This window comes from Parageobacillus toebii NBRC 107807 (genome assembly GCF_003688615.2).
Lineage (GTDB): Bacteria > Bacillota > Bacilli > Bacillales > Anoxybacillaceae > Parageobacillus_B > Parageobacillus_B toebii.
Genome location: NZ_CP049703.1, coordinates 2,489,034 through 2,514,981 on the forward strand (window position 1 = coordinate 2,489,034; position 25,948 = coordinate 2,514,981).

Annotated in this window: 21 protein-coding genes and 1 pseudogene; 20 read left to right on the plus strand and 2 right to left on the minus strand. The window is 44.6% G+C overall.

The window, feature by feature from the left end; translation table 11 throughout:
• Together cydB and cydD are read left to right on the plus strand one after the other, a co-directional pair.
• Positions 1-1,014, plus strand: a complete 1,014-nt coding sequence (gene cydB, locus DER53_RS12655) for a cytochrome d ubiquinol oxidase subunit II (protein ID WP_062754086.1) — start codon at positions 1-3, stop codon at positions 1,012-1,014.
• Positions 1,014-2,732 carry a thiol reductant ABC exporter subunit CydD gene (cydD, locus tag DER53_RS12660; RefSeq protein WP_062754084.1) on the plus strand — a complete coding sequence of 573 codons (1,719 nt, stop codon included), beginning with the start codon at positions 1,014-1,016 and terminating at the stop codon, positions 2,730-2,732. The genes cydB and cydD overlap by 1 nt, the downstream gene beginning before the upstream one ends.
• 160 nt (positions 2,733-2,892) lie before the next feature.
• Here cydD and DER53_RS12665 read toward each other — a convergent pair whose 3' ends face one another.
• The gene (locus DER53_RS12665; protein ID WP_062754082.1) at positions 2,893-4,071 is read right to left on the minus strand and encodes an RNA-guided endonuclease InsQ/TnpB family protein; all 1,179 of its coding nucleotides are present in this window, start codon (positions 4,069-4,071) and stop codon (positions 2,893-2,895) included.
• Between the two features lie 158 nt (positions 4,072-4,229).
• Between DER53_RS12665 and cydC the strand changes: the two genes are divergently transcribed.
• A complete protein-coding gene (cydC, locus tag DER53_RS12670) occupies positions 4,230-5,969 on the plus strand; it encodes a thiol reductant ABC exporter subunit CydC (protein ID WP_062754081.1) in 1,740 nt (579 codons plus the stop codon).
• A gap of 345 nt (positions 5,970-6,314) precedes the next feature.
• Here the strand turns inward: cydC and DER53_RS12675 are convergent, their stop codons facing one another.
• Entirely contained in the window at positions 6,315-6,491 is a 177-nt protein-coding gene (locus tag DER53_RS12675; protein WP_425281326.1) for a DUF2238 domain-containing protein, read from the minus strand.
• Between the two features lie 1,123 nt (positions 6,492-7,614).
• Here DER53_RS12675 and DER53_RS12680 point away from each other — a divergent pair.
• From DER53_RS12680 to DER53_RS12760, 17 genes and pseudogenes are all read left to right on the plus strand, one after another.
• On the plus strand, positions 7,615-8,499 hold the full coding sequence (locus DER53_RS12680; RefSeq protein WP_062754079.1) for an FAD binding domain-containing protein: 885 nt from the start codon (positions 7,615-7,617) through the stop codon (positions 8,497-8,499).
• Positions 8,496-9,005, plus strand: a complete 510-nt coding sequence (locus tag DER53_RS12685; protein ID WP_062754077.1) for a (2Fe-2S)-binding protein — start codon at positions 8,496-8,498, stop codon at positions 9,003-9,005. The genes DER53_RS12680 and DER53_RS12685 overlap by 4 nt, the downstream gene beginning before the upstream one ends.
• A gap of 94 nt (positions 9,006-9,099) precedes the next feature.
• Complete coding sequence (locus DER53_RS12690) at positions 9,100-11,337, plus strand: aerobic carbon-monoxide dehydrogenase large subunit (protein WP_240345887.1); 2,238 nt, start codon at positions 9,100-9,102, stop codon at positions 11,335-11,337.
• Between the two features lie 81 nt (positions 11,338-11,418).
• Positions 11,419-12,426 carry an XdhC family protein gene (locus DER53_RS12695; protein ID WP_062754075.1) on the plus strand — a complete coding sequence of 336 codons (1,008 nt, stop codon included), beginning with the start codon at positions 11,419-11,421 and terminating at the stop codon, positions 12,424-12,426.
• 117 nt (positions 12,427-12,543) lie between these two features.
• Complete coding sequence (locus DER53_RS12700) at positions 12,544-12,987, plus strand: SRPBCC family protein (protein ID WP_062754073.1); 444 nt, start codon at positions 12,544-12,546, stop codon at positions 12,985-12,987.
• Between the two features lie 17 nt (positions 12,988-13,004).
• Positions 13,005-13,865, plus strand: a complete 861-nt coding sequence (locus DER53_RS12705; protein WP_062754071.1) for an AAA family ATPase — start codon at positions 13,005-13,007, stop codon at positions 13,863-13,865.
• Complete coding sequence (locus tag DER53_RS12710; RefSeq protein ID WP_062754069.1) at positions 13,853-14,977, plus strand: vWA domain-containing protein; 1,125 nt, start codon at positions 13,853-13,855, stop codon at positions 14,975-14,977. Before DER53_RS12705 ends, DER53_RS12710 begins: the two co-directional genes overlap by 13 nt.
• A gap of 29 nt (positions 14,978-15,006) precedes the next feature.
• Complete coding sequence (locus DER53_RS12715; RefSeq protein ID WP_425281327.1) at positions 15,007-15,786, plus strand: cytochrome c oxidase assembly protein; 780 nt, start codon at positions 15,007-15,009, stop codon at positions 15,784-15,786.
• 299 nt (positions 15,787-16,085) lie between these two features.
• Entirely contained in the window at positions 16,086-17,135 is a 1,050-nt protein-coding gene (locus DER53_RS12720) for an XdhC family protein (protein ID WP_062754066.1), read from the plus strand.
• Positions 17,136-17,465: 330 nt separating this feature from the next.
• The gene (locus tag DER53_RS12725) at positions 17,466-18,071 is read left to right on the plus strand and encodes a nucleotidyltransferase family protein (RefSeq protein ID WP_062754064.1); all 606 of its coding nucleotides are present in this window, start codon (positions 17,466-17,468) and stop codon (positions 18,069-18,071) included.
• Positions 18,072-18,276: 205 nt separating this feature from the next.
• Complete coding sequence (locus DER53_RS12730) at positions 18,277-18,759, plus strand: MogA/MoaB family molybdenum cofactor biosynthesis protein (RefSeq protein ID WP_062754062.1); 483 nt, start codon at positions 18,277-18,279, stop codon at positions 18,757-18,759.
• A gap of 193 nt (positions 18,760-18,952) precedes the next feature.
• On the plus strand, positions 18,953-20,200 hold the full coding sequence (locus DER53_RS12735; RefSeq protein WP_062754060.1) for a molybdopterin molybdotransferase MoeA: 1,248 nt from the start codon (positions 18,953-18,955) through the stop codon (positions 20,198-20,200).
• Between the two features lie 497 nt (positions 20,201-20,697).
• Entirely contained in the window at positions 20,698-21,060 is a 363-nt protein-coding gene (locus tag DER53_RS12740) for a helix-turn-helix domain-containing protein (protein WP_062754058.1), read from the plus strand.
• A complete protein-coding gene (locus DER53_RS12745; RefSeq protein ID WP_062754056.1) occupies positions 21,041-22,117 on the plus strand; it encodes a site-2 protease family protein in 1,077 nt (358 codons plus the stop codon). The genes DER53_RS12740 and DER53_RS12745 overlap by 20 nt, the downstream gene beginning before the upstream one ends.
• Before the next feature lie 117 nt (positions 22,118-22,234).
• Positions 22,235-23,404: pseudogene (locus tag DER53_RS12750) on the plus strand (IS256 family transposase).
• 328 nt (positions 23,405-23,732) lie between these two features.
• Positions 23,733-23,915, plus strand: coding sequence for a DUF255 domain-containing protein (locus tag DER53_RS17600; protein ID WP_035502040.1), 183 nt, complete (start codon positions 23,733-23,735; stop codon positions 23,913-23,915).
• Between the two features lie 76 nt (positions 23,916-23,991).
• The gene (locus DER53_RS12760) at positions 23,992-25,872 is read left to right on the plus strand and encodes a thioredoxin domain-containing protein (protein WP_062754054.1); all 1,881 of its coding nucleotides are present in this window, start codon (positions 23,992-23,994) and stop codon (positions 25,870-25,872) included.
• Positions 25,873-25,948: the final 76 nt, after the last annotated feature.

The following is a 25,948-nucleotide window of genomic DNA, read 5'->3' on the forward strand; positions in this document are numbered from 1 at the left end:
ATGGAATTGAGTGAAATTTGGTTTGTCTTAATCTCTGTACTCTTTATCGGCTTTTTCTTTCTTGAAGGTTTTGATTTTGGCGTAGGAATGTCGACTCGCTTCCTTGCCCGTGATCAAAAAGAGAGGACTATCATGGTGAATACAATCGGTCCTTTCTGGGACGCGAATGAAGTATGGCTAATCACTGGAGCGGGCGCCATTTTTGCCGCATTTCCGCACTGGTATGCAACGATGTTCAGCGGCTATTACTTACTGATGCTGGCAGTCTTGCTGAGCCTAATTGGACGCGGCGTTGCTTTTGAATATCGCCGCAAAGTTGAAGATGCGCGCTGGACGAATGTTTGGGACTGGGTGATCTTTTTCGGAAGCATGCTGCCGCCGTTCCTTCTAGGTGTTCTGTTTACAAGCATGCTTAAGGGTGTGCCGATCCATAAAGATATGAATATGGAAGCAGGGTTCTCGGATGTTATTAATATCTATTCCATTTGGGGCGGCTTAACGATTACATTATTGTGCTTATTGCATGGTTTGACTTTTCTATCTTTAAAAACAGAAGGAGAGATCAGACAGCGGTCGGCTGCATTGGCTAAAAAATTGGTGTTGGCCGTATTTGCATCACTTGTCATCTTTGTAGGGCTTTCTTGGGTTATGACAGATATTTTCGAGGTGCGCCCTATCCTTGAGCTTATTATTGCCGTATTAATTGTTCTGGCTGTTGGCTTATCATACTTTTTCATTTCCAATAAACGTGAAGGAATGGCGTTCGCCATGACAGGGCTTGGAATCGCGTTAACGGTATCATCGATTTTCGTTGGACTGTTCCCAAGAGTGATGGTCAGCTCCTTGAACAAAGCTTTTAATTTAACGGTCTACAACGCATCCAGCGGGGCATATTCCCTAAAAATAATGACAATTGTAGCCGTAACGATTTTACCGTTTGTTTTAGGGTATACTATTTATAGCTATTACGTATTCCGCAAACGAGTATCTGACAAGGAGCATTTAACGTACTGATGGATAAGGCGTTGTTTTCTTACAAAGGAATTAAGCCGGTTTTAGCTGGGCTGGCGATATTAACGACTATTCAAGGTGCTATCATTATTATTCAGGCTTATTTTTTGGCAGACGCAATCTCCTCCCTTTTCGGGGGAGATTCGTTTGCCAATGTCTTTATAAAGTTGATTATTTTCTTTCTTGCGTTAGTTGTTCGCCAACTGCTTACCGTTTGGAAAAGAAATATAGCCTACCATTTTGCTGCCAGAACGAGTAAAGAGTTCCGGGAATCATTGTTGCAAAAACTGTTTCAACTTGGCCCTCGTTTTGTAAAAGAAGAAGGCTCCGGACAGACAGTCACCTTGGTTATGGAAGGGATTATGAAATTCCGACGATATTTGGAGCTTATTCTTCCGAAATTGATGAATTCGGCAATTATCCCTGCCATGATCTGCATCTTTATCTTTTTTATCAATATCCGCTCTGCTGTCATTTTAGCCCTAGCCGTTCCGATACTTATTGCCTTTATGATTTTGCTTGGATTGGCGGCAAAAATAAAGGCTGATCGCCAATATGAGTCCTATCAAATGCTGTCCAATCATTTTGTCGATTCTTTGAGAGGATTGGAAACACTCAAATATTTGGGATTAAGCCGGCAGCACATCAATCAAATTATTTTAGTAAGCGAAAGATATCGACGGGCTACAATGGGAACTTTGCGTATTGCCTTTTTATCTTCGTTTGCATTGGATTTTTTTACAATGCTTTCCATAGCGACCGTCGCCGTTTTTCTTGGAATAGATTTAATCAACGGGAAGATGGAGCTGCATCCAGCATTGACTATTCTGATCCTGGCGCCGGAGTATTTCCTGCCAATCAGGGAGGTGGGGGCCGATTACCATGCGACGCTTGACGGCAAAGAAGCAGGCAAAAAGATTCAAGAAATCCTAGATAAAGAATCGTTGCAGCAAAAACAGGATCCAATCCCTCTTTGGGAATCAACAAGTACATTTTCGGTTAAAGGAGTAAGTGTACATTTTCCTGAGAGCGGTCGTCCAGCTTTGCAAGATATCCAATTTTCTGTTTCAGGCTCAAAAAAAATTGGAATTATTGGAGCCAGCGGTGCAGGAAAGTCCACATTGATTGATATTTTAAGCGGATTTTTAACACCAACATCAGGTGAATTTCAGATAAACGGCAAGAAGCTAACGACTTTATCTCAGTTGAATTGGCAAAGTCAAATAACGTATATTCCCCAACACCCTTATATATTTCACGATACCATTTTAAACAATATTCGTTTTTATCATCCAGAGGCAACTGTAAAAGAAGTAGAGAAGGCCGCAGAGAGAGCGGGCCTTACTGAAGTGATTCGATCGCTTCCACAGGGACTTGAGACAATCATAGGGGAAGGTGGACGGAGCCTAAGCGGCGGACAAGAACAACGGATCGCCCTCGCACGCGCATTCTTAAGCAACCGTCCTATCATCATGCTTGATGAGCCAACTGCCCATCTTGATATTGAAACAGAATACGAATTAAAAGAGACGATGTTGCAATTGTTTAAAGGCAAGCTCGTATTTTTTGCCACCCATCGCTTGCATTGGATGCTGGATATGGATTTAATCATTGTTCTTGATCAAGGCAAAATAGTGGGAATCGGAACGCATGAACAGTTGATAAGGAAGAATTCTACTTATTATCAGCTTGATGAACCTCTCCAACCTACTCTCCGTTAAGAGGTGGGAGTTTCTTACCACTCGTCCGAAGAAGCTTCGGCGCCGAAGAAGGTTGGCTTCTTTGGCTCGATGCACGCATCGGAAGTCTTCTCGGCCGATTCGGTAAGCAACACCGGCTTTTCGTCCGGTGGGGTGGTCCGGCCCGTCTACTACTTCTTGCTTACGCAATCCGTAGATACGTGAGCTTTGTCGGTGCTGGCCAAGGAAGAATTTCTTGGTGCAAAGCCTTGCTCAAAATATTTCGGGCTCCATGAATGTCCCGATGTTCTTCATATCCACAAGAACAGGCAAAAATTCGGCCCGACACTTTTTTTCGTTTCCGGCAGACAGGACATGTCTGGCTCGTATACGATTCGTCGATCTCTTTCAGGCGAATGCCGTGCTGGGCTAATTTGTAGGCCAGATACTTCTTGGTTTTCCCGAATGACCAATTCGAGAGCTTTTGCGCTTGTTTCCGGCTGGCCCGTTTTTTCTTTCGCGTGTTTCGCTCGACTCCCTCGACGTTTCCGATATATACATCGGAAACCGATTGGGTACGGCACCAATCGACAAACTGTTTTGTCGTTTTATGGAGGGCATCGCGCAGCTGGCGTTCCGATTTCGATAAGATGCACTTCTTGGCCCGTTCATACTTTTTCCATTGCCGGGACCCTTTTTGGCATTTCGATTGACGGCGTTGAATCTCGGCTAATTTTTTGTTTCGCAGCCGGTGAAGCGAGCGCACCTTTCTTCCCGTGATGAGGAGGGCTTGGCCGTTTTCGCAAAACGCCCCGATCGTATGGATTTCGCCAAGATCGACGCCAACCGCATGCCCCGGCTGGTACGCTTTCGCTTCCTGGCCGTCGTCATAGGTGATGGCGAGATACCAGCCATGATCATAACAACATTCGATTTCTTTGATCGTTCCCTGCGGCAGCTGTGAGACGTAGACGATAATTGGTTTTTCGCGTTTTCCGCCATGGATGCCCATGGATAACGTGATTTTCCCGTTTTCATGAATGGTGAATCCGTCTTTTGCCCATTTGGTGTTGAAGAATGTCTTCTGCTTGTACGGATAACGAACGTGGCGATGTCCTTTCTGGATAGCGGCACGAGCGGATTGCCGGGCGAAGAGGTACTGGTGGCAAACGGCTTGAATGGACTGGCTGTGAAGATGGAACCGCCCTTTCGTTTGTTTTTGCAGCTCGCTTTTCGAGATCCAGCGGCCGTGTTGAAGGAAATGCTCTTTGGCCAATAGGAGGCACTCATTCCAGACGCGAGCCGACTCCCGGTTGCAAGCCCGAAGCCGCTCGAGGTCCGCCTTCGATGCCCGGAAGGCCACTTTTTGCCCACGAAGCATGGTGGATCCTCCTTTCACCAAATCATGGATAAGAATAGTATAGCACATATGTTCTGTTTTGAGAAGAAAAAAACAACCGATTCATCTCCCACCTACACTCTGTTTAGAGGTGGGGGTCTTCTCGGTAAGTATGTTAAAACACAAATGGAGGGCATCTAATGGACAAGGGGAATTGGATCATCCCGTATTTGCGTCAATATCGCGGCTTGTTTGCGTTGGCTATTTTTCTTGGTTCGCTTACCATTCTCTTTGGCGGAGCATTGATGTTTACTTCGGGTTATTTAATTTCTAAAGCGGCGACACAACCTGAATCCATTTTAATGGTTTATGTGCCGATTGTCGGTGTCCGTGCATTCGGTATTGGCCGGGCTGTGCTTAGCTATGTGGAGAGACTGACGGGACACCAATTCATTTTGAAAATACTTTCTGAAATGCGCGTCCGTTTATATAAAATCATTGAGCCGCAGGCATTGTTTTTTCGTTCCCGCTTACGCACAGGCGACGTTCTTGGTGCACTCGCCAATGATATTGAACATTTGCAGGATTTTTACTTAAAAATACTGTTTCCTTCGATTGTTTCATTAGTCATTTACACAGTGGTTATTATTTGTGCAGGACTTTTTTCGATTCCATTCGCCATTCTTCTGGCTGTATTCATAGGGTTGTTGATTTTTGTCGGTCCAATTATTTCATACATTTATATGAAAACAAAAAATGAACAATGGAAAAGGGGAAGACACCAACTTTATCAACAGTTCACCGATACGATTTTCGGCATCAGCGACTGGATATTCAGCGGGAAATACAAGACTTATATTCGGCAATACGAAACACAAGAACAAAAACTGCTTGAACTGGAAACGAAGAAACGTTCGTTTGTGAATTGGCGGGACGTTCTGAATCAGATTGTGCTTGGCGCCATTGTCGTTACAGCCATCTATTGGGCCAATGAGCAAACGCTAAGAGGAGAATTCTCGCCCACAATAATTGCCGCTTGCGGTCTTGCAGCACTGTCTTTAGTAGAATCATTTTTACCGATTGCAGGGGCTGTTAGTGAAACATCATCCTATCAAGATTCATTAAAGCGTCTTGAAGCCATTCAAGCAGAGTCCTTTCAACCTCAGATAGAAGCAGATGGACGGAAAGAGTTGTTGGACTTATCTCAAGCAACGATTGAAATAAACCATTTATCATTTGGATATACTTTGGAAACACCGCTGCTGGACGATTTTAGTTTAAAAATAAGACAGGGTGAGAAAATTGCCATTATCGGGCGCAGCGGATCCGGAAAATCAACGTTGTTGAAACTAATTCAAGGAGCGCTTGTACCGACTCGTGGGGAAGTGCTCATAAATGGAATGAATGTACATGAGTTGGGTTCGGCTGTTCCAAAATTAATGGCTGTTCTTAACCAAAAGCCTTATTTATTCAATACATCCGTCATGAACAATATCCGCCTTGGCAACCCGGACGCAACGGATGAAGAAGTATACGAAGCAGCCAAGATGGTTCAATTGCATGAGATGATTATGCAATTGCCTAAAGGATATGAGACGAACATGCATGAAACAGGTTCTCGCTTTTCTGGCGGTGAACGGCAAAGAATAGCACTAGCACGGATATTATTGCAAAACACCCCGATAGTCATTATGGATGAACCAACAGTTGGGCTCGATCCAATCACAGAAGCGAACCTATTGGCTACCATTTTCGATACACTGAAGGGAAAAACGATCATTTGGGTAACGCACCATTTGATGGGCGTGGAGAAAATGGATCGCATCATTTTCCTTGAAAAAGGAAAAATCACCATGGATGGCAGCCATCAACAACTGCTTAAAAGTGAGGAAAGATATCGACGATTATATGCGCTAGATCGCCCGTTATACAGGAGTTAGTGGGAGGGAATAGGTGGCTATGATTCACACCCTCCAACTAGAGTAAAAAGAAGGGATTAACACCACATTGCTTCTGTCCACGCTTAGCAATACTGCGAATGGATAGAGGGGAAAGATGCTAGATCGGCAACAATTATTATCCAAAAAATCAGAAGAAATGTGTATGGAGTACTCTTCAGCAACTTATAGAAGGAAAACTCATTTACTTATTTTCCCCTCCCAAATAAAAGGGTGTTTTCTCGACGAGAAAACACCCTTTTCGTGTTGCTTTCTATCAATAGCTACAAAATTTATTGTGCAAAAACTTTGGAGATATTGGGTTTTATTTTATTTCCACCAAACCCGTTAAAACCTAGAGGAAGCCCCATTATTTTTTAACAGTCTGTTATGTAGTTTAGAAAAGATGAGCAATGCAACAATAGATCCGATCAAGCAACATAACATATCCCATTTTGTATCCCAAATATCGCCCTGGATTCCTAAAAAGTCTTTCGACGCTTCTCCCCCTTTTGATCTAACCATTTTTCTTCTCCTTTTTGACCAACCATTTGAATTCCCAATTGTAATAATTTATCTTTGCAGTATTTTCAGATGCGGCATGTCAGTCATTTATTTATCCGCATGGGATTAGGATGATAAATTCTTCACATAAAAAGGAATGTCAGCAAAAGGGGTGTGAAATAGAGTTAGGTTGTCTAACAACTTCACGTTTACTTTATTTTTTCTATTGAATATTCTCATCGTTATATTTTGAATCGATACCTTGGATCATCTCTAAGTTGTTCTTGCTTTCCCGCAGTCGTTAAACTACTAAAATAACTCTGCTAACTTGATGAAGTCAAAGATTCTGGATTAAATGCTGAATAAACATTACTTTCACACTGTTTTAAAACAGTTGACAATTCTGAATATTTATTACTATAATAATAATTGCAAAGATCACCTCAGATTCTTGCCTCATTGTTAATGAATGTATCCCTTCAACAAGTTTTGAGCAATCTTTATCACCAAAACAGCGAAGCTACAAAATTTGACATCAGAAAGGGGGTTAATATTTTATTTAAAACCGAATATATCTTGCATTAAGGCTACTATCGCTAATACACATATTCAATTTACTTCTATCTATCGATATAAACGCTTTCTTTATTAAAAAACAAAGGATCATAGTTCAGTTTGAAACCTTCATGTGCAGGTTGATTCAAGTGATATGAAATATGAAAGCGCATTCTTTTGTAACTAAGAGAATACGCGCGGTGATCAGTTTAGCTGTGTTCGGGTCAGAACCATTTACAAATCTATATGCCACGACTGCTCGTGACTTAAGTCATTGGCGATGAAGTGGAAAGCGATTTTGAGCCGAGCCGACAGGACGCTAAACACCAGTGGGATGTTTGTCCAGGAAAGCTTGGAGGAACAATAGTAAGCGTTTTCACATAGGTGCAGAAAAAACTCTAGTACGCCAGAAACTGCCGGCTTTAGTCGTGTGGAGATTCAAGTGATAGTTCAAACATTGAAACGAAATTCTTAGTCAGACGAGAGATGGTGAGAGGGAATCCAACAATTGGAGAAAGCGCGAAATGCGTTCATCCAAAGAAGACTTGTTCACAATGCTCTCGTCATTTAGACAAAAGGGGGTTTCTAAATGTTTCCCAATGCATTCAAATACGAAGCACCGACATCTGTCGACGAAGCGATCCGCCTAATGGATGAGTATGGCTATGACGGCAAAGTATTGGCGGGCGGCCAAAGTTTAATACCAATGATGAAATTACGGGTCGCGGCTCCCGCTGTAATTATTGATATTAATAATCTCAACGAGCTTAAAGGATGGAGCAAGGTTAACGGAAAATTGCGGATCGGTGCGGTGACACGTCAAGCCGAATTGGAGCATGCGACAGAACTCCGTGAACAATTTCCGATTCTGTCTCGCACTGCCCGCTGGGTTGCAGATCCATTGGTTCGCAACCTCGGGACGGTTGTTGGTTCGCTCGTTCACGCAGACCCTGCCTCAGATTGGGGGACTGCGATGATTGCTGTAAATGCGGTGGTAGAAGCTCGGGGACCGAAGGGAGAACGGTTGATTCCTATTGACGAGTTTTTTGTGGATACATTTGCCTCATCACTGGACGAAAATGAACTTGCCGTTGCGGTGCACCTGCCGATTCCAACTAAACCTGTGGCCGCTCGCTATATGAAGCTTAAACGTAAAGCAGGCGATTTCGCAATTGCAGGGCTGGCTGTGCAGGTCGCTCTTGATAGTGACGGTCGCGTGTCTGAGGCAGGCATCGGCATATGCAATTGCGGGCCGATCCCTTTGCGAGCTGTTAAGGCAGAGGAGGCTCTCATCGGAGAACGTCTGACAGCGAAGACGATTGAGGACATTTCAAAACTTGTGCCGGAAGATGCTGATCCTGTTAGTGATCTACGGGGCAGCGCAGACTATAAGAAGGATCTTTTACGTGTGTTTGCTGCACGCGCACTCCGCGAAATCGCGGAAGAGTTGCAAGGAAAGGTGGAGGTCCAATGAAGATCCGTGTCAAGGTCAATGGGCAACTGTACGAATCAGATGTTGAGCCACGTACGCTGTTGGCTTATTACTTACGTGATGAACTGAAACTAACGGGCACGCATATCGGTTGTGATACAACCAGCTGTGGTGCTTGTACAGTGTTGTTGGACGGGAAAGCCGTCAAGTCGTGCACCGTATTTGCTGTGCAAGCAGATGGGCGTGAAGTGTTGACGGTCGAAGGATTGGAAAAAGACGGCGAAATGCATCCGTTGCAGAAAGCATTTTGGGAGGAGCATGCGTTGCAGTGCGGCTACTGTACACCAGGCATGCTAATGGCTTCCTACGCACTGCTTCAGGAAAATCCAGCGCCGACTGAGGAGCAAATTCGCGAGGGACTTTCCGGCAATATTTGTCGCTGTACAGGATACGTGAATATCGTGAAGGCTGTCAAGTCCGCTGCAAGCAAGATGGCGACTCAAGAATCATTAGAGGAGGTGGCCACAAGTGGCACTTCAACAGACTGAGTTGCGCCCAATGGGCAAATCGATTGCCCGCAAAGAGGATCCGCGGTTTCTTCGCGGGAAAGGCCGCTACGTGGATGATGTGATTCTGCCGAATATGCTTTATATGGCGATTTTACGCAGTCCGTACGCACATGCCCGCATTCGTCGAATCGATACATCAGCTGCATTGGCCGCGCCCGGCGTCAAATTGGTGCTCACAGGTGAGGATCTGGCCAAAATGAACCTTGCATGGATGCCGACTTTGAATGGCGACCAACAGATGGTGCTGGCTGTAGACAAGGTTCTGTTTCAGTACCAAGAAGTCGCCGCCGTCGTTGCGGAGACGCGCGCCCAAGCGGAAGACGCTCTGCAGTTGATCGAAGTCGATTATGAGCCATTGCCGGTTGTGGTGGATCCGTTCAAGGCGCTTGAGCCGGATGCTCCTATCCTCCGTGAAGATCGGGAGAAAAAGTCGAACCACATCTGGCACTGGGAGTCGGGAGATCGAGAAGAAACAGAGAACGTCTTTCGTGATGCACCGGTTGTCGTCAAGCAAGATGTGCGCTTCCAGCGTGTCCATCCTTCGCCGCTTGAGCCGTGTGGGTGTGTTGCAGATTACAATACAGCGACAGGTCGGTTGACGTTTTATGTTACTTCCCAAGCACCTCATGTCCATCGAACTGTAATCGCGATGTTAAGCGGTATTCCTGAACATCAGATTCGAGTTATTTCGCCTGATATTGGCGGAGGTTTTGGGAACAAAGTAGGTGTCTATCCGGGATATGTCGTTGCGGTTGCTGCTTCGCTGAAGTTGGGTGTGCCTGTTAAATGGATTGAAACACGAACGGAAAATATCGCAAGCACTTCTTTCGCACGCGACTTCCACATGACGTGCGAGATTGCTGCGCGCGAGGATGGCAAAGTGTTGGGACTGCGAGTGAAAACCATCGCCGACCATGGTGCCTTTGATGCGGCAGCTAATCCGACCAAATTTCCGGCTGGTCTGTTCAACATTGTGACAGGTTCGTATGATTTCAAGGCCGCGTTCGTCGAAGTCGATGCAGTTTATACGAACAAGGCTCCTGGAGGTGTGGCGTACCGCTGTTCCTTCCGTGTCACAGAAGCAGCGTACCTGATTGAACGGACAATGGACGTACTGGCGCAAAGGTTGAAGATCGATCCGGCCGAACTGCGTTTCCGCAATTTCATTCGCAAGGACCAGTTCCCATACAAATCTCCGACTGGATGGGTGTACGACAGCGGAGACTACGAAAAAACGTTGAAACTTGCCTTAGAACGGATTGGGTATGACGAATTGCGCAAAGAACAGGCAGAGAAACGAGCCCGCGGTGAATTCATGGGTATTGGCATCTCCACTTTTACGGAGATTGTCGGTGGAGGGCCAAAAAATACATTCGATATTCTTGGAATTAAGATGTTCGACAGCGCGGAGATTCGCGTCCATCCAACTGGTAAGGTGATTGCACGGCTCGGTGTGCGGCACCAAGGCCAAGGGCATGAGACGACATTCGCCCAAATCATCGCGGAAGAGCTCGGATTGAGTGCGGATGATGTGTTGATTGAGGAAGGGGATACTGATACTGCCCCTTATGGATTAGGAACGTACGCCAGCCGCTCTACGCCGACGGCAGGTGCTGCTGCAGCGCTCTGCGCGCGCAGAATTCGCGAAAAGGCTCGCAAAATCGCCGCCCATCTGCTAGAAGTCGGTGAAGATGACGTTGTATGGGACGGCACCGCCTTTTCCGCAAAAGGTTTGCCGGGAAAATCGGTGACGATGAAAGATGTGGCTTTTGCCGCCTATACGGATGTGCCTGATGGCGTGGAGCCTGGTTTGGAAGCGACTTACTACTATGATCCTCCGAACCTCACTTTCCCTCACGGGGCCTACATTGCGGTGGTCGATATCGACAAGGGAACGGGAGCTGTCAAAGTGCGACGGTTCTTGGCTGTTGACGATTGCGGCAACGTGATCAACCCAATGATCGTTGAGGGACAGGTGCACGGAGGACTAACGGAAGGGTTTGCTATTGCGTTCATGCAAGATATCCCGTACGATTCGAACGGCAACTGTCTGGCGCCAAACTGGATGGACTATTTAGTCCCGACGGCTCTTGACACGCCACATTGGGAAACAGATCGGACGGTGACACCGTCGCCGCATCATCCGATTGGCGCAAAAGGCGTTGGAGAGTCGCCGAATGTCGGTTCTCCAGCCGCGTTTGTCAATGCGGTGGTGGATGCCCTGTCACCACTTGGCGTTGAGCATATTGACATGCCGCTTTATCCATGGAAGATATGGAAAATTTTAAGGGAACACGGTATTAACGAATGATTCAGTACCTAGCATGCTGAGATTAACATCGATTAAGGAGGGGAAAGCCCGGTGGCGTTATAACGCTGCCGGGTCATAAAAATGGACCTTGTTTGGGAAACAGCAAAGGGCATGGATGAACGAGTTGAACCGTATGTCATGGTGACAGTTGTCCGCCGTGTGCGGCCAAGTTCGGCGGCAGTTGGTGATAAGGCGATTGTGACAGCGGACGGAAAAATGATAGGTTTTGTAGGTGGGCATTGTACGAGGGAGTTAGTTATCAATCAAGCACAGGAGTGTCTTCGAACTGGAGAAAAAAGACTTTTGCTTGTAACCCCGCAGCCACCGGCCCATGTGGAGGAAGGAGTTACAGTCCTTCCAATGACTTGTGCATCTGAAGGAACAGTTGAACTTTTTTTAGAACCAAAACATGTTGATCCTTTGTTGATTATTGTAGGGGATTCCCCGATTGCGCATGCTCTTGAAGAAATGGCACCCCGATTCGCTTTTGTGCCACGCCGGATCGCATTGGAAAAAGCGGAGGATAGCAGTTCGGGAGAACCGCTGGAGATATTACGCAGTCAACTTGCTGCTTTCAACAATACAACGGCTTATGGTGTCGTGGCTACGATGGGTTTGTATGATAGTGAAGGCCTGTTGGCACTTGTCCATTGTAAATTACGGTATTTGGGGTTGGTCACCAGTCCGAAGCGTTGGGCGACTGTAAGCAGCGGATTGGAAGCGGCTGGGGCGCCAAAGGAATTTATTGACTTTATCACGGCTCCTGCGGGGTTAGATATTGGTGCTGTAGGAGCACAAGAGATTGCCCTTAGCATCCTTGCTCAAATCGTGGAACGCCGTCGCCGAGATTTGAATGTGCAGTGGGAAGGACAACCAGAAAAGGGGATCTCGGAGACCGAAGCACTATCTGCAAGCGACGATCGTACCACAGTATCTCAAATAGTGGTGGATCCGGTTTGCGGCATGACCGTAGATTTAAAGAAAACCCAATTCCGTTTGGAACTCGATGGCACTATCTATGGTTTCTGCTGCTCTGGCTGTCGAGACCGCTTTGCCAAAGATCCGAAAGCATTTCTTAGTCACACATGACAAGATAACACATTCCGATGGGGCACTGAACTGAAATGAAACTTTTGCTCTTCTCAGCCTGATCAGCTGCTGACTGAGGAATGATGTACTAAATTTATAATAGAGGAGGAATATTACATGTTAAAATATGGAGGAGAATATACGATTAAGTTACCAAGGGAGGAAGTATGGAAGTTTATTACAGATCCAAATAAAGTAGTGCCTTGTATTCCTGACTTGATTGAATCTAGCATAGAGGGCGATAATCGTTTTCAAGCTATTGTAAAGGTTGGGGTAGGACCTGTTCGTGGCAAGTTCAAACTCGACTGCGAATTGTCACCTATTGAACAGGGAACTGCAATGGCTATGCCGATCAAAGGTGGAGGAATGGGAAGCGGAGTCGAGATGAATGCGCAAGTAAAACTTAGCGACACTGACGATGGCACCCTTTTGAAATGGGAGTGTGAGGGAGCCATCAGCGGGCCGATCGCGAGCCTTGGTGGCCGTTTGATTGATAACCAGGCAAAGAAAATCATACAGCAAGTATTTGAGAATCTTGAGAAGGCATTCGCTTCTGTGTAGAAGGGAAGATTGACTGAATGAACGAACAAGTACGCAGGCTACAAGAGGAATTGCATCGTTCTCACTATGTAGCAGAAGAAGGGCTAGCAACGGTAGTGCACTTGGCACAGCGGCTAGCCCGTCCGCTGCTTTTAGAAGGTCCTGCGGGTGTAGGAAAGACGGCATTGGCGAAAGCGCTCGCTGCTGTTCGTTCCGTAAACCTCGTCCGCTTGCAGTGCTATGAAGGATTGGATGCGAGTCAGGCTCTGTACGACTGGGACTATCCAAAACAGCTGCTGACTGCACGCACGGCCTTTACCGATGGCGCCGTAAAACAAGAGGCGCTTTACAGTGAGGCGTTCCTCATCGAACGACCGCTTTTACGTGCACTACGAGAGAGACCGGCGCCAGTACTACTGATTGACGAAGTAGATCGCGCCGACGAGGAATTTGAGGCATTACTGTTGGAATTTCTATCGGAATTCCAAATTACTATTCCTGAGATGGGAACTTTTCGCGCCTCAGAACCACCTATAGTCATTTTAACGTCTAATCGCACGCGTGACTTGTCAGACGCCTTGCGCCGTCGTTGTCTGTACTTCTGGGTCGATTATCCGACATTTGAACAGGAGGCGGCTATCATCTCACTGCATGTGCCGCAGATCGCGCCTAATCTCGTGAAGCAAATCGTGTTTAGCGTGCGGCGGCTGCGCAAGTTGTCGCTACTCAAGCCGCCTGGATTGGCAGAATCGATTGACTTTGCACAGGCGCTGACGGAATTGGGAGCACAGGAGCTGAACGAAGAAGTGATTCGACATACCCTTGGGTGTTTGCTGAAGACGCAGGAAGACATGGACTTGCTAAAGGAGAGGGGATTCGATCTGCTATGGAACACATAACGGCTGGTGAGATAGGCCGCTTGACAGGCAGCATTGTGAGGCAGGTGGCAGATTTTGCGCCTTGGCTGCGAAAACGCGGATTTCGTGCAGGAGTTCCCGAAACATTGACAGCACTTGCTGCCTTGACTGAATTGAACCTTGCCTCCATTGATGAGGTTTGTAGCGCCTTTCGCTCCATCTATGCACGGACACCGGCGGAATGGGGCATCTTTCCGACTTTGTTTGAGCAATATTTTGGCATACGGGAAGCGCGTTTGGAGGAGAAACGCCGCTTGCAACCAGAGGATTTGATGGGCGGAACTGGTTCCGGTGAAAATGCGGAGCGCCCGCCGCTAGAAATTACACAGGGTATTCTCGCCGGCTATCATCCTAACGATGGAGAGCGTTTTGCTTTACGGGCGGACGGACAAGTTTTGAAAGATGTTGTTAAACTGACCCAGTTGGCAGTGCGTACGATGGATGCACCTCGCGGCCGCAAGTGGCAGTCACGAGGCAGAGAGAAAATTGACCTGCGTCAAACTATAAGAAGTGCGTTGCGCCAGTCAGGGGAACCGTTTGAACTCAAAATGCGCCAACGCAGTCCCGACAAGCCGCGAATTGTCCTAGTTATGGACATTTCTGGATCAATGAAACCGTATGCGCCTTTCATTACTTCACTTGCCTGGTCATTTACGCGGGTGCGTGCACGCACGCAAATCTTTCTCTTTTCCACACGCCTGTTGCGGGTGACGTCGCTTATTGCTCGAAAAGGGTTGTCTGGTATTCCTTATAGTGATTTACCGGGATTGCGGGGCGGAACCCGGATTGGCGATGCGTTGGCACAATTACTTCATCGTTACTCTAGTCTTTTGCAACGGCATACGTGTGTCATTATCATATCGGATGGATTTGATGCCGGCCATCCGGAGCAAATGCATGTTTCCATGCGCGACTTGGCTGATCGCGTTGGACGAATAGTGTGGATAAATCCGCTGCTTGGTGAACCTGGTTATGAACCAACTTCGGTGGGGATGTCGATAGCATTGCCTTATATTGATGCGTTCGTCGATGTCCATGATGTAACAACTTGGAAAAAGGCAGTACATAGCGGGGTGCTGCGAGCAGCACCCTAAGCCATCATTTGTAAACCTAGATTAAGGAGGTGAAGAAGTTGGAATCAATTCAATATATAGACAAAACTATCTTAATATTTACATTTTTCTTTCTTGTTGTATATTTATTAACGCTTGTTAGGGTCGGTCAGTTTAATAAAATGATAGTAAAAAAAATAATATGTTTTGTATTGGGGCTTGTTTTGATTAATCTTTGTTTTGGAAGTGCTTTAAACTTTTATAGCCATCTTTTATTTAGTGTACATATGTTTCAAATGAGTCTTCTTTTCTTTTTTATTCCTGTGCTTATCCTTTCTGGGCTGTCGGAAATTAAGGAGCATCCTCGATTTCGTTTATTGGTTAAGCTTCGTAGCAACAAGAATTTTCACCATGCTATATTAGGCCTCTTTGCTTTTATGTTCTCCTTTTACCATTTTCCGGTTGTATTTAACACTGTCATGAGTCATAAAACCTTGCATGATTTTTTTAAAGGTTTCTTAATGGTACTATCTTTTCTTGTGTGGTGGCCAGTGGCAACATCTTATGGTGAGAAATCAAATAAACTAAAACGCAATTATATTTATAAAATGCTTATATTGTTGATGCCGGCCTGTTTATTTCTAATTATTGCTAATACAGGATTATATAAAGTTTATAGTGACCCAATTTTTTTTAGAGAAACATTACATGTATGTTTTTCGCCGAATATTGATGTGAAACAATATTTTATAAAGTTTAATTTTTTATCAACCATCGAAGATCAGAGATTAGGTGGTACGATTATGATTATTTCGCATAAGTTAGCTTCTTACTGGTTGTTGAGAGAATGAAAGTTTAAGGAGTGAGTCAACCTTGGTGTAATAAATAAACCAATCGGTTCTTAACTTGGCACTGAGTGGAAATATGTTTCATAGTATTAAATAAGGACTCTCACTCGAAGCAAGGGCATTAATTGAAACACCATTGAGTAAACGTTTTCATATATTGCCCTGCCTCTATGGCTCTTCTTTCAGTCAATATAACATCGACTGTGAAGTGAGCTCACCTCCTGCAACACCAGAATCACATCATGAAAAAACAGCACAAGCTTTAAGCTGACCTCTAAAAATAAAAAAGGAGAGGATAAGTTGTGTCACGTATCGATGAAGCGCGTAATGTGTTTGCCCACATTGAACAAGCTTGGTCGAAAGGGGAAAGAGCTGCTCTATTGACGATTACCCAAGTACAAGGCTCCGCGTACCGCCTTCCTGGTTCCAAAATGATGATGACAGAAAAAGGTAATATGTTTGGCACACTCAGCGGGGGCTGTCTCGAATCGGACCTTTATGGATGGGCGGAAAAAGCAATAGAAGAAGGCGAACCCCGGCTCGTAAATTATGACCTCAGTGAAAACGAAATATGGTCTCTTGGGATTGGTTGCAAAGGAACGATGGAAGTCGCCATCTTTCCTATTCATTCCGAAGATCCTTTCTGGCGATCGGTGCGGGAAGCTATCGCCCAAGACCGTGCCATCTCACTAGCCATTGAATTGCCAACCGGTATCCGTGTTGTATTTGACGAGAAAAATCCTATTGCCGGCGATATTGACAAGCTGCCAGAAGCTGTTGCACGGCAGTTGATAAATCGTGTCGAAAGTCGTACGAGAGCGGAGATAGCTATAGTCGATAATCGACGTTTTTACATTGACACAATGCGACCAAACGAACATTTGATCATTTGCGGCGCAGGTCACGACGCCGTACCAGTGGCGGATCTCGCTGTTAAATGCGGATTCCGTGTAACTGTGCTCGATCCACGCAAAGAATTTAATGGAGCCAAACGCTTTCCAATGGCCAACCACCTAGTCGCTGAACCCGACCAAGTTGATCCAGCACAACTGGAGGGGAACTGGTGGCTGATCATGAACCACTTGCAAATGCGGGACGAAGCCGCGTTGCGTCTGGCACTTCAGGCAAAACCAAAATTTATAGGTATACTTGGTCCTTTGGCGCGTACTCGGGAGATGTTTCAGAATATCGGCGCTGACATGAACAGTGCACCGATTCATGCACCAGTTGGATTGGATGTGGGGGCAGAAACGATCGAAGAAGTGGCTGTTTCCATCGTGTCCGAATTACTCGCAGTGCGAGCCGCCCGTCCGGGACAGCCATTGCACGGTAGAGAAAAAATTCACGTTTGACGGCTGGGGCGCCTCTACTTGCAGCGCCCCACCAATAATGCCTTCTTCTAAGTTGTTACATCTTGAATATCGGCGAACATGTCAATATAAATAATGGCATCGACAAATCTTTCAAGATCTCAAGTGAAGGTGGCAGACAAATCGATCTAGAAGTATACATACGCTCCTAATGGCTGGCATCAATTCATTCGAATTAGGAATACCCAAGGCGGATCCGCATGGCCTTTCGGGAAGGAACGTTGGGTTTTGCTATGTTTATTGCACCCGTAGGGACGATTCATTTTTAATTGTTGTTTTATGAAAAGCTATTTTAATAGGTGGGAAAAGTGTATGAACGACATTGGTGCGATTATTTTAGCTGCCGGCATGTCCAAACGAATGGGACAACCAAAACAATTTCTTAACCTGCATGGAAAGCCGCTGTTTCGACATGCAGTTGAAACAGCTGTAAACTCAGAACTCCGACCAGTTATCGTGGTGGGCGGCGAACAGACTGAGTTACTTAAGGAACATATTCGTGATTTACCAGCTATTGTGATTCACAACCCAAATTTTGCTGAAGGGTTGTCTTCTTCATTAAAGGCCGGGGTAAAAGCTATTCAGGATAAAGTTTCAGCAGCATTCATTTTTTTAGCCGATCAACCGTTTATTCCTGTTACGGTCGTTAAGCAATTACAGAAATCATACGAGATTGCAAAGTCAAAAAATATCAAAATTATCCGCCCCCGCTATGCATCTGTCCCTAGTCATCCAGTCTTGTTTGATGCGGAAATTTTTCCGGAGTTGCTTTGCATTGAGGGAGATCGGGGCGCACAGCAAGTCATTCAACAACATTTAGCTGAACTGCAATATGTCGATTTTGATAATCCACTATGGGGGGTAGACATCGACACGCCAGAAGAGTGGCAAAGCTACAGTAGGAGAAATCAAATATGATGAGATGCGGTCAACCCTAACTAGTTTTCTAGATAGTTAAACTGGTAAGTGAGCACAATATTTCTGAATATTGTGATTAGAAGTCTTTTTCCGTAAACATTTTGTTCATATCCTTACCTTCATCCTGAATTGGTGCAGAAAACAGAGGGCAAAAGCCGTGACGGTGTAAGAGAAGAAGACGAATGAGAAGGAGGGGGAGTGACGATTGAGTTGGAAAGTCGGTGTATTAACGGTAAGCGATAGAGTTTTCCGCGGAGAGCGGGATGATAGGGGCGGATTGCTCTTGTGTGAACTTGTCCGCCGTATTAACGGGGAAGTAGCAGTATATGAGATTATTCCTGACGAACAACCGGTCATTGAGGCAACACTCGTTCGCTTCATTGATGAGGTACGGTGTGATCTCGTGCTGACGACTGGGGGAACGGGGTTTGCACCACGGGATGTGACACCGGAAGCGACGAAAGCGGTGATTGAAAAGGAAGCTCCGGGATTAACTGAAATGATGCGAATGAAAACACTTTCAAGAACGAAGTATGCCCCCCTTTCCCGCTCTGTAGCAGGTATTCGCAAAGAAACACTTATCATAAACTTTCCGGGAAATCCAAAAGGGGTACAAGAATGTTTCGATGTCGTGCAGCCTGTCCTTTCCCACGCACTTGCTCTTATAAAAGGGAAGGACGTTCATTAGGTAAAGAATAACTTACGAAAGTCCGTGACTTTAGTCATAGTTAATCATAAATTTTTTATATTATAATACTTGCAATCTATCAGAAACAGTGATGAAATATTAGGAAAAACAAAAAAAGTATAGAAGAAGCTCTATAGTACATAAAACCTGTCGACATTAGATGTGCAGAGGTTCAGAGAAAGGAAGATGAAAGATGAGATTTCAGCGGGAAATTGTTGATGTTTGGGATGCGCAAAAGCGTCTTGAACCGTGGATTCGTCCACTTGGTACAGAAAAAGTGAAGCTGACGGACAGCATTGGCCGATACCTCGGCGAAAATGTGGCAGCGACGCACGATTTTCCCCACTTTCGCCGGTCGATGATGGATGGGTTTGCCGTCCGTTCGGCTGATACAAAAGGGGCCTCTGAGGAATGTCCAGTTACACTGCAAGTCATTGAATCGATCCCATGCGGTGCTGTTCCGACAAAAAAACTGACAGCAAATACGGCTGTGCGCATTATGACTGGCGCGATGATGCCAGAAGGTGCCGACTCCGTCGTCATGATTGAATTGACAGAACAGATGCAAAAGGATGGCCAAACGTATGCGGTGGTCAAAAAGGAGACGAAACCGGATGAAAACGTCATTCCCATTGGGCTAGAAATGGCAAAAGGTACGTTGATCCTCGAAAAAGGACGCAAGATCAATCCAGGGGAAGCCGCCCTCCTTGCTGCCTTCGGTTATGATACAGTCACTGTTTCACGACGGCCGACAGTTGCTATTTTTGCCACAGGTTCGGAACTGCTTGACGTCAGCGAGCCGCTCGAGCCTGGTAAAATTCGCAACAGCAACAGCTACATGGTCGCCGCCCAGGTGTTAAATGCCGGTGGAATTCCTGTTCTCCTCGAGAAGGTGCCAGATGATGTTGGATTGGCTAAATCAATGATTCTCGATGCAATGGAAAAAGTCGATCTCGTCATTACAACCGGCGGGGCTTCCGTTGGGGATTACGACATTTTGGTCGACATTTTTGAACAGTGGGACGGTAAAATGTTGTTTAACAAAGTGGCCATGCGTCCTGGCAGCCCAACGACTGTCGGAGTTTGGCGGGATAAATTTTTGTTCGCACTTTCCGGAAACCCTGGAGCGTGTTTCGTCGGGTTTGAGCTGTTCGTTCGTCCAGTTATTTGGGGGATGCAAGGAAAACCTGATATTTATCTCCCTTCGTTTTCAGCGTTTCTCGCCGAGGACTACAAAAAAAAGGATTCATTTTATCGCATCGTACGCGGAAAAAGCGAAGTAAAAGATGGGAAGATTTACGTCCGATCGGCTGGAATCGACCAGTCGAACGTTTTGTCTTCTATCCGTGATACAGATTGCCTGATTGTCATTCCCCGAGACCGGAACGTGATGAATGCGGGCGAGATGGTAAAGGTGTTACGATTAAATGTGCCAGAATGAACTTTCCGATGATATAAGGTTGAGGATTGTGAAATATTATACTAGACGCGGCTGTCGTAATCGCAGCCGCTATACCGCCCCGTCCCAATGACACTTACATTTTCTCATACTCCGCGTGATGGAGCAGCCCAAATTCGGAGCGTATAACTTTTTTGAATTGAATATCGTTAGAAGACACTGACGAAGGAAGTTGGTGTCTTTCTTCTTTTTAGGGTATATTAGTTATAATGATAAATATTTTGGTTCATCGCTCGATTTTTTATATTTAATTACAAAATTAACATATACTCCCATAACGAAAAATTCGTCACCATCGAAAGGATGAAAACGAATTCTGTCGAAGTATCTCCTTGCAACTGGGGTCAACAAGGCTGATGCACCTTACAAAGTTAACGCTTGGATAAACTTCTCTCATCTTGATCATACTGCTCCTAAGCGCTCGATCGGAAAAGGAACAAACCCAGGATGAGACGACTCACCATTACGAATGACCGTGGATGGACATCACGAAAACTTTGCCAAGAAGAATGAAAAATCAAAAAGGCCTCGCTGGTCAACGTGTCATGGCGGTTCGTCTCGTGATGGAAGGATATTTGGGCAAAGATGTTGCTGCCATGCTCAACCTGTGCCGCCAAACCGTCGTTTTTTATGTTTCCTTATTCAATCTTCTGTTGGACCGAAAAAAGCCCACTGGGACGGGTTCCGTTCTTAATGAAAAAACAACAACAAGAACTAAAACAAACGATCTTAACCCGTATACCCGCCGAACTCGGTTGGGATCCCGCCTCTTCCTAGAATATCTGGATTTATCTATAAGAAATATGGTTAGGGAGGATTTTAATGCAAAATATAATTTATAGACCTAGTATTTTACTTCTAATTATATTCTTTATTTCCTTAATAGTTACTAAATTATTTCCATCATTAGCATCGACTATTTTCGATATATGGATTTTGGGTATCTGTTTGATTATTGCTATTTTTTTGCACGAATTAGGGCATGTGATTTTTGGGGTATTATGTAAGTTTAATTTCCATTTTCTTACTTTTGGTCCCTTTTTAATTGAAAAAGTGCAAGGAAAATTAAAAATACGTGAAAATAAACATTGGATTTATTTCGGTGGAGTTTCTTTTGTGACCCCTACTGTTGAAACTTTTTCTAATTCTAAAATAAAAGCAAAATGGGGATTGTTTTTGTTTGGAGGCCCTTTTTTTAGTTTTATAGCATTTCTTATATTTTTCATGATTGAGAAGATTTATAAAAACGATTTTATGCTATGGTGTTCTCTTTTAAACATTGTTATATTTATAGCTACCTCATTTCCAATTATAAAAGGGGAAGCAAACGATGGAGGAAATATATTTTTATTATTTAAAGACAAGGAACAAACGTTTTTACATATTTTAAAATTTCAAATACTTAGTGAGATGTTTAGTTCAAAAAGACCAATTGAATGGGATAAAGAGTTGATTGAAAAGTGTAAAGAAATAATTAAAGGGAAAAATTCAATTGAAAATCATATGATCTATACATTTCTTTTTTATTATTATTTTGACGCTGGGAATGTTGAACAGATTTTTTTAAGTATACAACCAATCATAAATGAACCGCTTACAAAGGAAAATAAATTTATCAAAGGGAATTTTAACAGTTTATACATACTCTATAAATTTTTATATGGAAACAGTGAGGAAAACTTAGAAGAAATAGATAAATTATTTAAAGGAGTATCAAAATTAGATTCATATGCCTATAACCGTTCCCTTGCCATAATTAAGTATTTAAAGGGAGATGTTAAAGGAGCAAAAAGTTTGATAAACAAATTAGAACATGAATTAAACTATACTAATGGTCAAGGGGTATATCATGTTGAAAAAGATATCTTACAAAAATTGAGGTTAAAAATGATGATATAAACTAGCACATTAGATGATGTATAAAAGTTTGTGTAAAGCATTTTGCTAGAACAAAAGAAAAAAGGTAGGGTATTCTCTGATTGGACCAAAAATCTTAGAGAAAGGAGTACCCTACCTATGTCTAAAAGAAGTATACCGAATGTCGACTGGGCAAATCAACTGGAAAGTGTCATTCGTTAGTTTGTGAAGGAAAAATTAGAGCTGATTATGCGGGAAGAAATCAAACATTTCCTCGAAATCGAACAGGCGGACACATCCAATATGAGAAACGGCTACTATCAACGAAATCTAGATACACAATATGGCCGGATTGAGGGTCTTTTGGTGCCAAGAGACCGAAACGGGGAATTTCAAACACAGTTGTTTGCCCCTTATCAACGCCACACCGGCTGGCTGGAGGAAGCCATCATTAGGATGTATCAAAGTGGCATGAGTACACGGGAAATTGGCAAGTTTATCGAACGAATTCTAGGAAATGCCTATTCTCCTGCAACGATCAGCCGTATTACCGATGTCGTGAAAGAGGGCATCGAGAAATGGCACACTCGTCCACTGCACAAGCGTTATTCTGTCTTATATTTGGATGGTTTATACGTAAAACTTCGTCGCGAAACCGTGGAGAAAGAAGCCATTTATGTGGCGTTAGGGGTGAATGAAGAAGGATATCGCGAAATTCTTGATTTCTTTGTGGGAGGACAGGAAAGCGCCTATGTATGGCAGGAGATTCTTCAACAACTATACAACAGGGGCGTAAAGGAAGTGCTTCTGGGCGTATTCGATGGACTACCGGGGTTGGAGGAAGCCTTTAAGGCGGTTTATCCGAAAGCCGATGTGCAGTGTTGTGTCGTGCACAAAGTCCGCAACACCCTCAGCCGTGTTCGGAAAAAAGATCAATTTGAAGTGGCAGAGAATCTCAAACTGATTTATCGCGCGCCGAATAAGGAGATGGCGTTACAAATGTTTCAACAGTTTGAGTCGAAATGGTCCAGCAAATATCCAAGAGAAGTTCAATCTTGGGCCAATGAGTTGGATGTCCTCCTTACATTTATGGATTATCCAAGCAGTATTCGAAGTGTGATTTACACGACCAATGCCATCGAACGAACGATCAAGGAAATTCGGAAACGCCTAAAACCGATGAACAGTTTGAGCAGTTTAGAAGCCGCGGAAAAAGTCGTGTATTTGACCATCCAAGATTTTAATGAGAAATGGGCAGGAAGAAAGTTACGAGGATTTGCCGAAGCACAGGAAGCCCTCGAGCGAATGTTTGAAGAACGCTACAATTAACCAAATATTGCAAATAAACAAATAAGCAAAGAAAGGGGGTTTTCTCTATCCACACAGGAGACTGAATATTCAGTCTCCTGTGTGGAGAAAATCAATCCCCTATCAATTCAAATCCATTTCAGAGAAACCCTACCCCATTACATTACACAAAATTCTTGACGGTACCATCTTTTTTGGTACCTTATTTTTAAGTATCGAATTAGGAACAATATGGTAAAATAAAAAAGAACATAAATTCCTAGCAAATATTTTTATACGTCTTATGGACAACCGTTCAAGCGAAGATGGAAGAAGTGTTCTAACATTTGATAAAAGGGAGTGTTACATAGTGAAGGAATATCTTGAACGCGAACGTTATAACGAAAAATACAATTGGTTAGTCATGTCGAAAAGTCCTTACTTGAAGCAACATGAAACAAATCCTGTGAATTGGTTGGAATGGTCGCCAGAAGCGTTTCAAAAAGCAAAAAGGGAAGGCAAGCCAGTATTTTTGTCCATTGGCTATAGCTAGCCCTCGAACAGGGGGCTAGCGGATAAAACACTAAAAAAGAGAGGTTTAACTTAGTACATGTCACTGGTGCCACGTAATGGCGCATGAGAGCTTTGAAGATGAAGAAGTTGCCGCGATCTTAAACGAAAAATACATATCCATTAAAGTGGATCGCGAGGAACGTCCGGATATTGATTCCATTTATATGCGCGTCTGCCAAATGCTAACGGGGCATGGCGGCTGGCCGCTTAGCGTGTTTTTGACGCCGGAGGGGAAGCCGTTTTACGCGGGAACATATTTTCCAAAACACAGCCGGTACGGCCGTCCTGGTTTTATTGACGTATTGACACAGCTATATGACAAATATAAGGAAAATCCAAGTGAAATTACGAGGGTTGCCGAACAAATAACAAAAGAGCTCGAACAGTCCGCGCACGCTTCGGGAACGGAGCGGCTGTCTCTCGAGTCGATCGAAAAGGCATATCGGCAGCTTTCGAATAGTTTTGATGCAGTATATGGAGGTTTTGGCGGTGCGCCAAAATTTCCAATTCCGCACATGCTCATGTTTTTAATGCGTTATTACCAATGGAAGCGGGATGAGCGTGCGCTGATGATGGTGGAAAAAACGTTAAACGGCATGGCCAACGGCGGCATTTATGACCATATCGGCTACGGGTTTGCCCGCTATTCGACCGATGCGATGTGGCTTGTGCCGCACTTTGAGAAAATGTTGTATGATAACGCGCTTTTAGTCATCACATATACGGAAGCGTATCAATTAACGAAAAATGAACGATATAAGGAAATTGCGGAACAAATCATTGAATTTGTCAAGCGGGAAATGACTTCTGATGACGGCGCTTTCTATTCAGCGATTGACGCCGATTCAGAAGGGGTGGAAGGAAAATATTACGTATGGACACCCGATGAAGTGATGAACGTGCTCGGCACCGAACTTGGCGAATTGTATTGTGATGTGTATGATATTACTGAAGAAGGAAATTTTGAAGGAAAAAACGTGCCAAACCTCATTCATACGAGAATGGACCGCATCGCAAGACGATATCGTCTGACGGAAGAAGAGCTCTGCGAAAAACTCAAAGAAGCGAGACAGAAGCTGTTTGCCGAGCGTTCGCTGCGTGTTTATCCGCATGTGGATGATAAAATATTAACAGCTTGGAATGCGTTAATGATTGCCGCACTGGCGAAAGCGGCAAAAGTATATGAACGCCGCGACTATTTACAGATGGCAAAGCAGGCGCTTTCATTTATCGAAACCAACCTTTTTCAAAATGGGCGGTTGATGGTTCGCTATCGCGGTGGGGAAGCGAAGCATCTTGGCATTATCGACGACTATGCCTATCTTGTTTGGGCGTATATCGAAATGTATGAGGCGACGCTGGAGTTGTCATATTTACAAAAAGCGAAAGCATGTACGGAGCAAATGATCGACTTGTTTTGGGATAAAGAGTACGGCGCGTTTTTTATGACCGGAAGCGACGCGGAGGCGCTCATCGTTCGGGAAAAAGAAATTTACGATGGTGCGTTGCCATCGGGAAATAGTGTTGCCGCGGTGCAACTGATTCGTCTAGCCAAGCTGACAGGTGATTTTGCGCTATTGGAAAAAGCAGAAACGATGTATAAAGTCTTCCAGCGTCAAGTCGAAACGTACGAAAGCGGTCATACGTTTTTCTTGCAAGGATTGTCGCTTCTTGAGGCTCAAACCGTCGAAGTCGTTTTGTTTGGAAAACAAGGCGACGAAAAACGAGAGTATTTGATTCAGCAATGGCAGCACACATTTGCGCCGGACGTTTTTCTGTTGGCGGCGGAACACCCGGCCGATGTGGCAGACATCGCTCCGTTTGCGGCAGAGTATGAACCGCTTGGGGAGGAAACGACCGTGTACGTGTGTGAAAATTTTGCCTGCCAACAACCGACGACGGATGTGGAATCCGTTGCCGAGCAGTTGTTTGAATGATCTTTTTGTAACCGCTAGCAGGATTCTGTTTATTCATGAAGAAATAGTACGACAAAGATTAAACAAAGGAGAGAGT

Coding starts and splice junctions, on each gene's coding strand:
- cydB (WP_062754086.1), top strand. CDS start 1: ATGGAATTGAGTGAAATTTGGTTTGTCTTAATCTCTGTACTCTTTATC.
- cydD (WP_062754084.1), top strand. CDS start 1,014: ATGGATAAGGCGTTGTTTTCTTACAAAGGAATTAAGCCGGTTTTAGCT.
- DER53_RS12665 (WP_062754082.1), bottom strand. CDS start 4,071: ATGCTTCGTGGGCAAAAAGTGGCCTTCCGGGCATCGAAGGCGGACCTC.
- cydC (WP_062754081.1), top strand. CDS start 4,230: ATGGACAAGGGGAATTGGATCATCCCGTATTTGCGTCAATATCGCGGC.
- DER53_RS12675 (WP_425281326.1), bottom strand. CDS start 6,491: ATGGTTAGATCAAAAGGGGGAGAAGCGTCGAAAGACTTTTTAGGAATC.
- DER53_RS12680 (WP_062754079.1), top strand. CDS start 7,615: ATGTTTCCCAATGCATTCAAATACGAAGCACCGACATCTGTCGACGAA.
- DER53_RS12685 (WP_062754077.1), top strand. CDS start 8,496: ATGAAGATCCGTGTCAAGGTCAATGGGCAACTGTACGAATCAGATGTT.
- DER53_RS12690 (WP_240345887.1), top strand. CDS start 9,100: ATGCTTTATATGGCGATTTTACGCAGTCCGTACGCACATGCCCGCATT.
- DER53_RS12695 (WP_062754075.1), top strand. CDS start 11,419: ATGGACCTTGTTTGGGAAACAGCAAAGGGCATGGATGAACGAGTTGAA.
- DER53_RS12700 (WP_062754073.1), top strand. CDS start 12,544: ATGTTAAAATATGGAGGAGAATATACGATTAAGTTACCAAGGGAGGAA.
- DER53_RS12705 (WP_062754071.1), top strand. CDS start 13,005: ATGAACGAACAAGTACGCAGGCTACAAGAGGAATTGCATCGTTCTCAC.
- DER53_RS12710 (WP_062754069.1), top strand. CDS start 13,853: ATGGAACACATAACGGCTGGTGAGATAGGCCGCTTGACAGGCAGCATT.
- DER53_RS12725 (WP_062754064.1), top strand. CDS start 17,466: ATGAACGACATTGGTGCGATTATTTTAGCTGCCGGCATGTCCAAACGA.
- DER53_RS12735 (WP_062754060.1), top strand. CDS start 18,953: ATGAGATTTCAGCGGGAAATTGTTGATGTTTGGGATGCGCAAAAGCGT.
- DER53_RS12740 (WP_062754058.1), top strand. CDS start 20,698: ATGGACATCACGAAAACTTTGCCAAGAAGAATGAAAAATCAAAAAGGC.
- DER53_RS12745 (WP_062754056.1), top strand. CDS start 21,041: ATGCAAAATATAATTTATAGACCTAGTATTTTACTTCTAATTATATTC.
- DER53_RS12760 (WP_062754054.1), top strand. CDS start 23,992: ATGGCGCATGAGAGCTTTGAAGATGAAGAAGTTGCCGCGATCTTAAAC.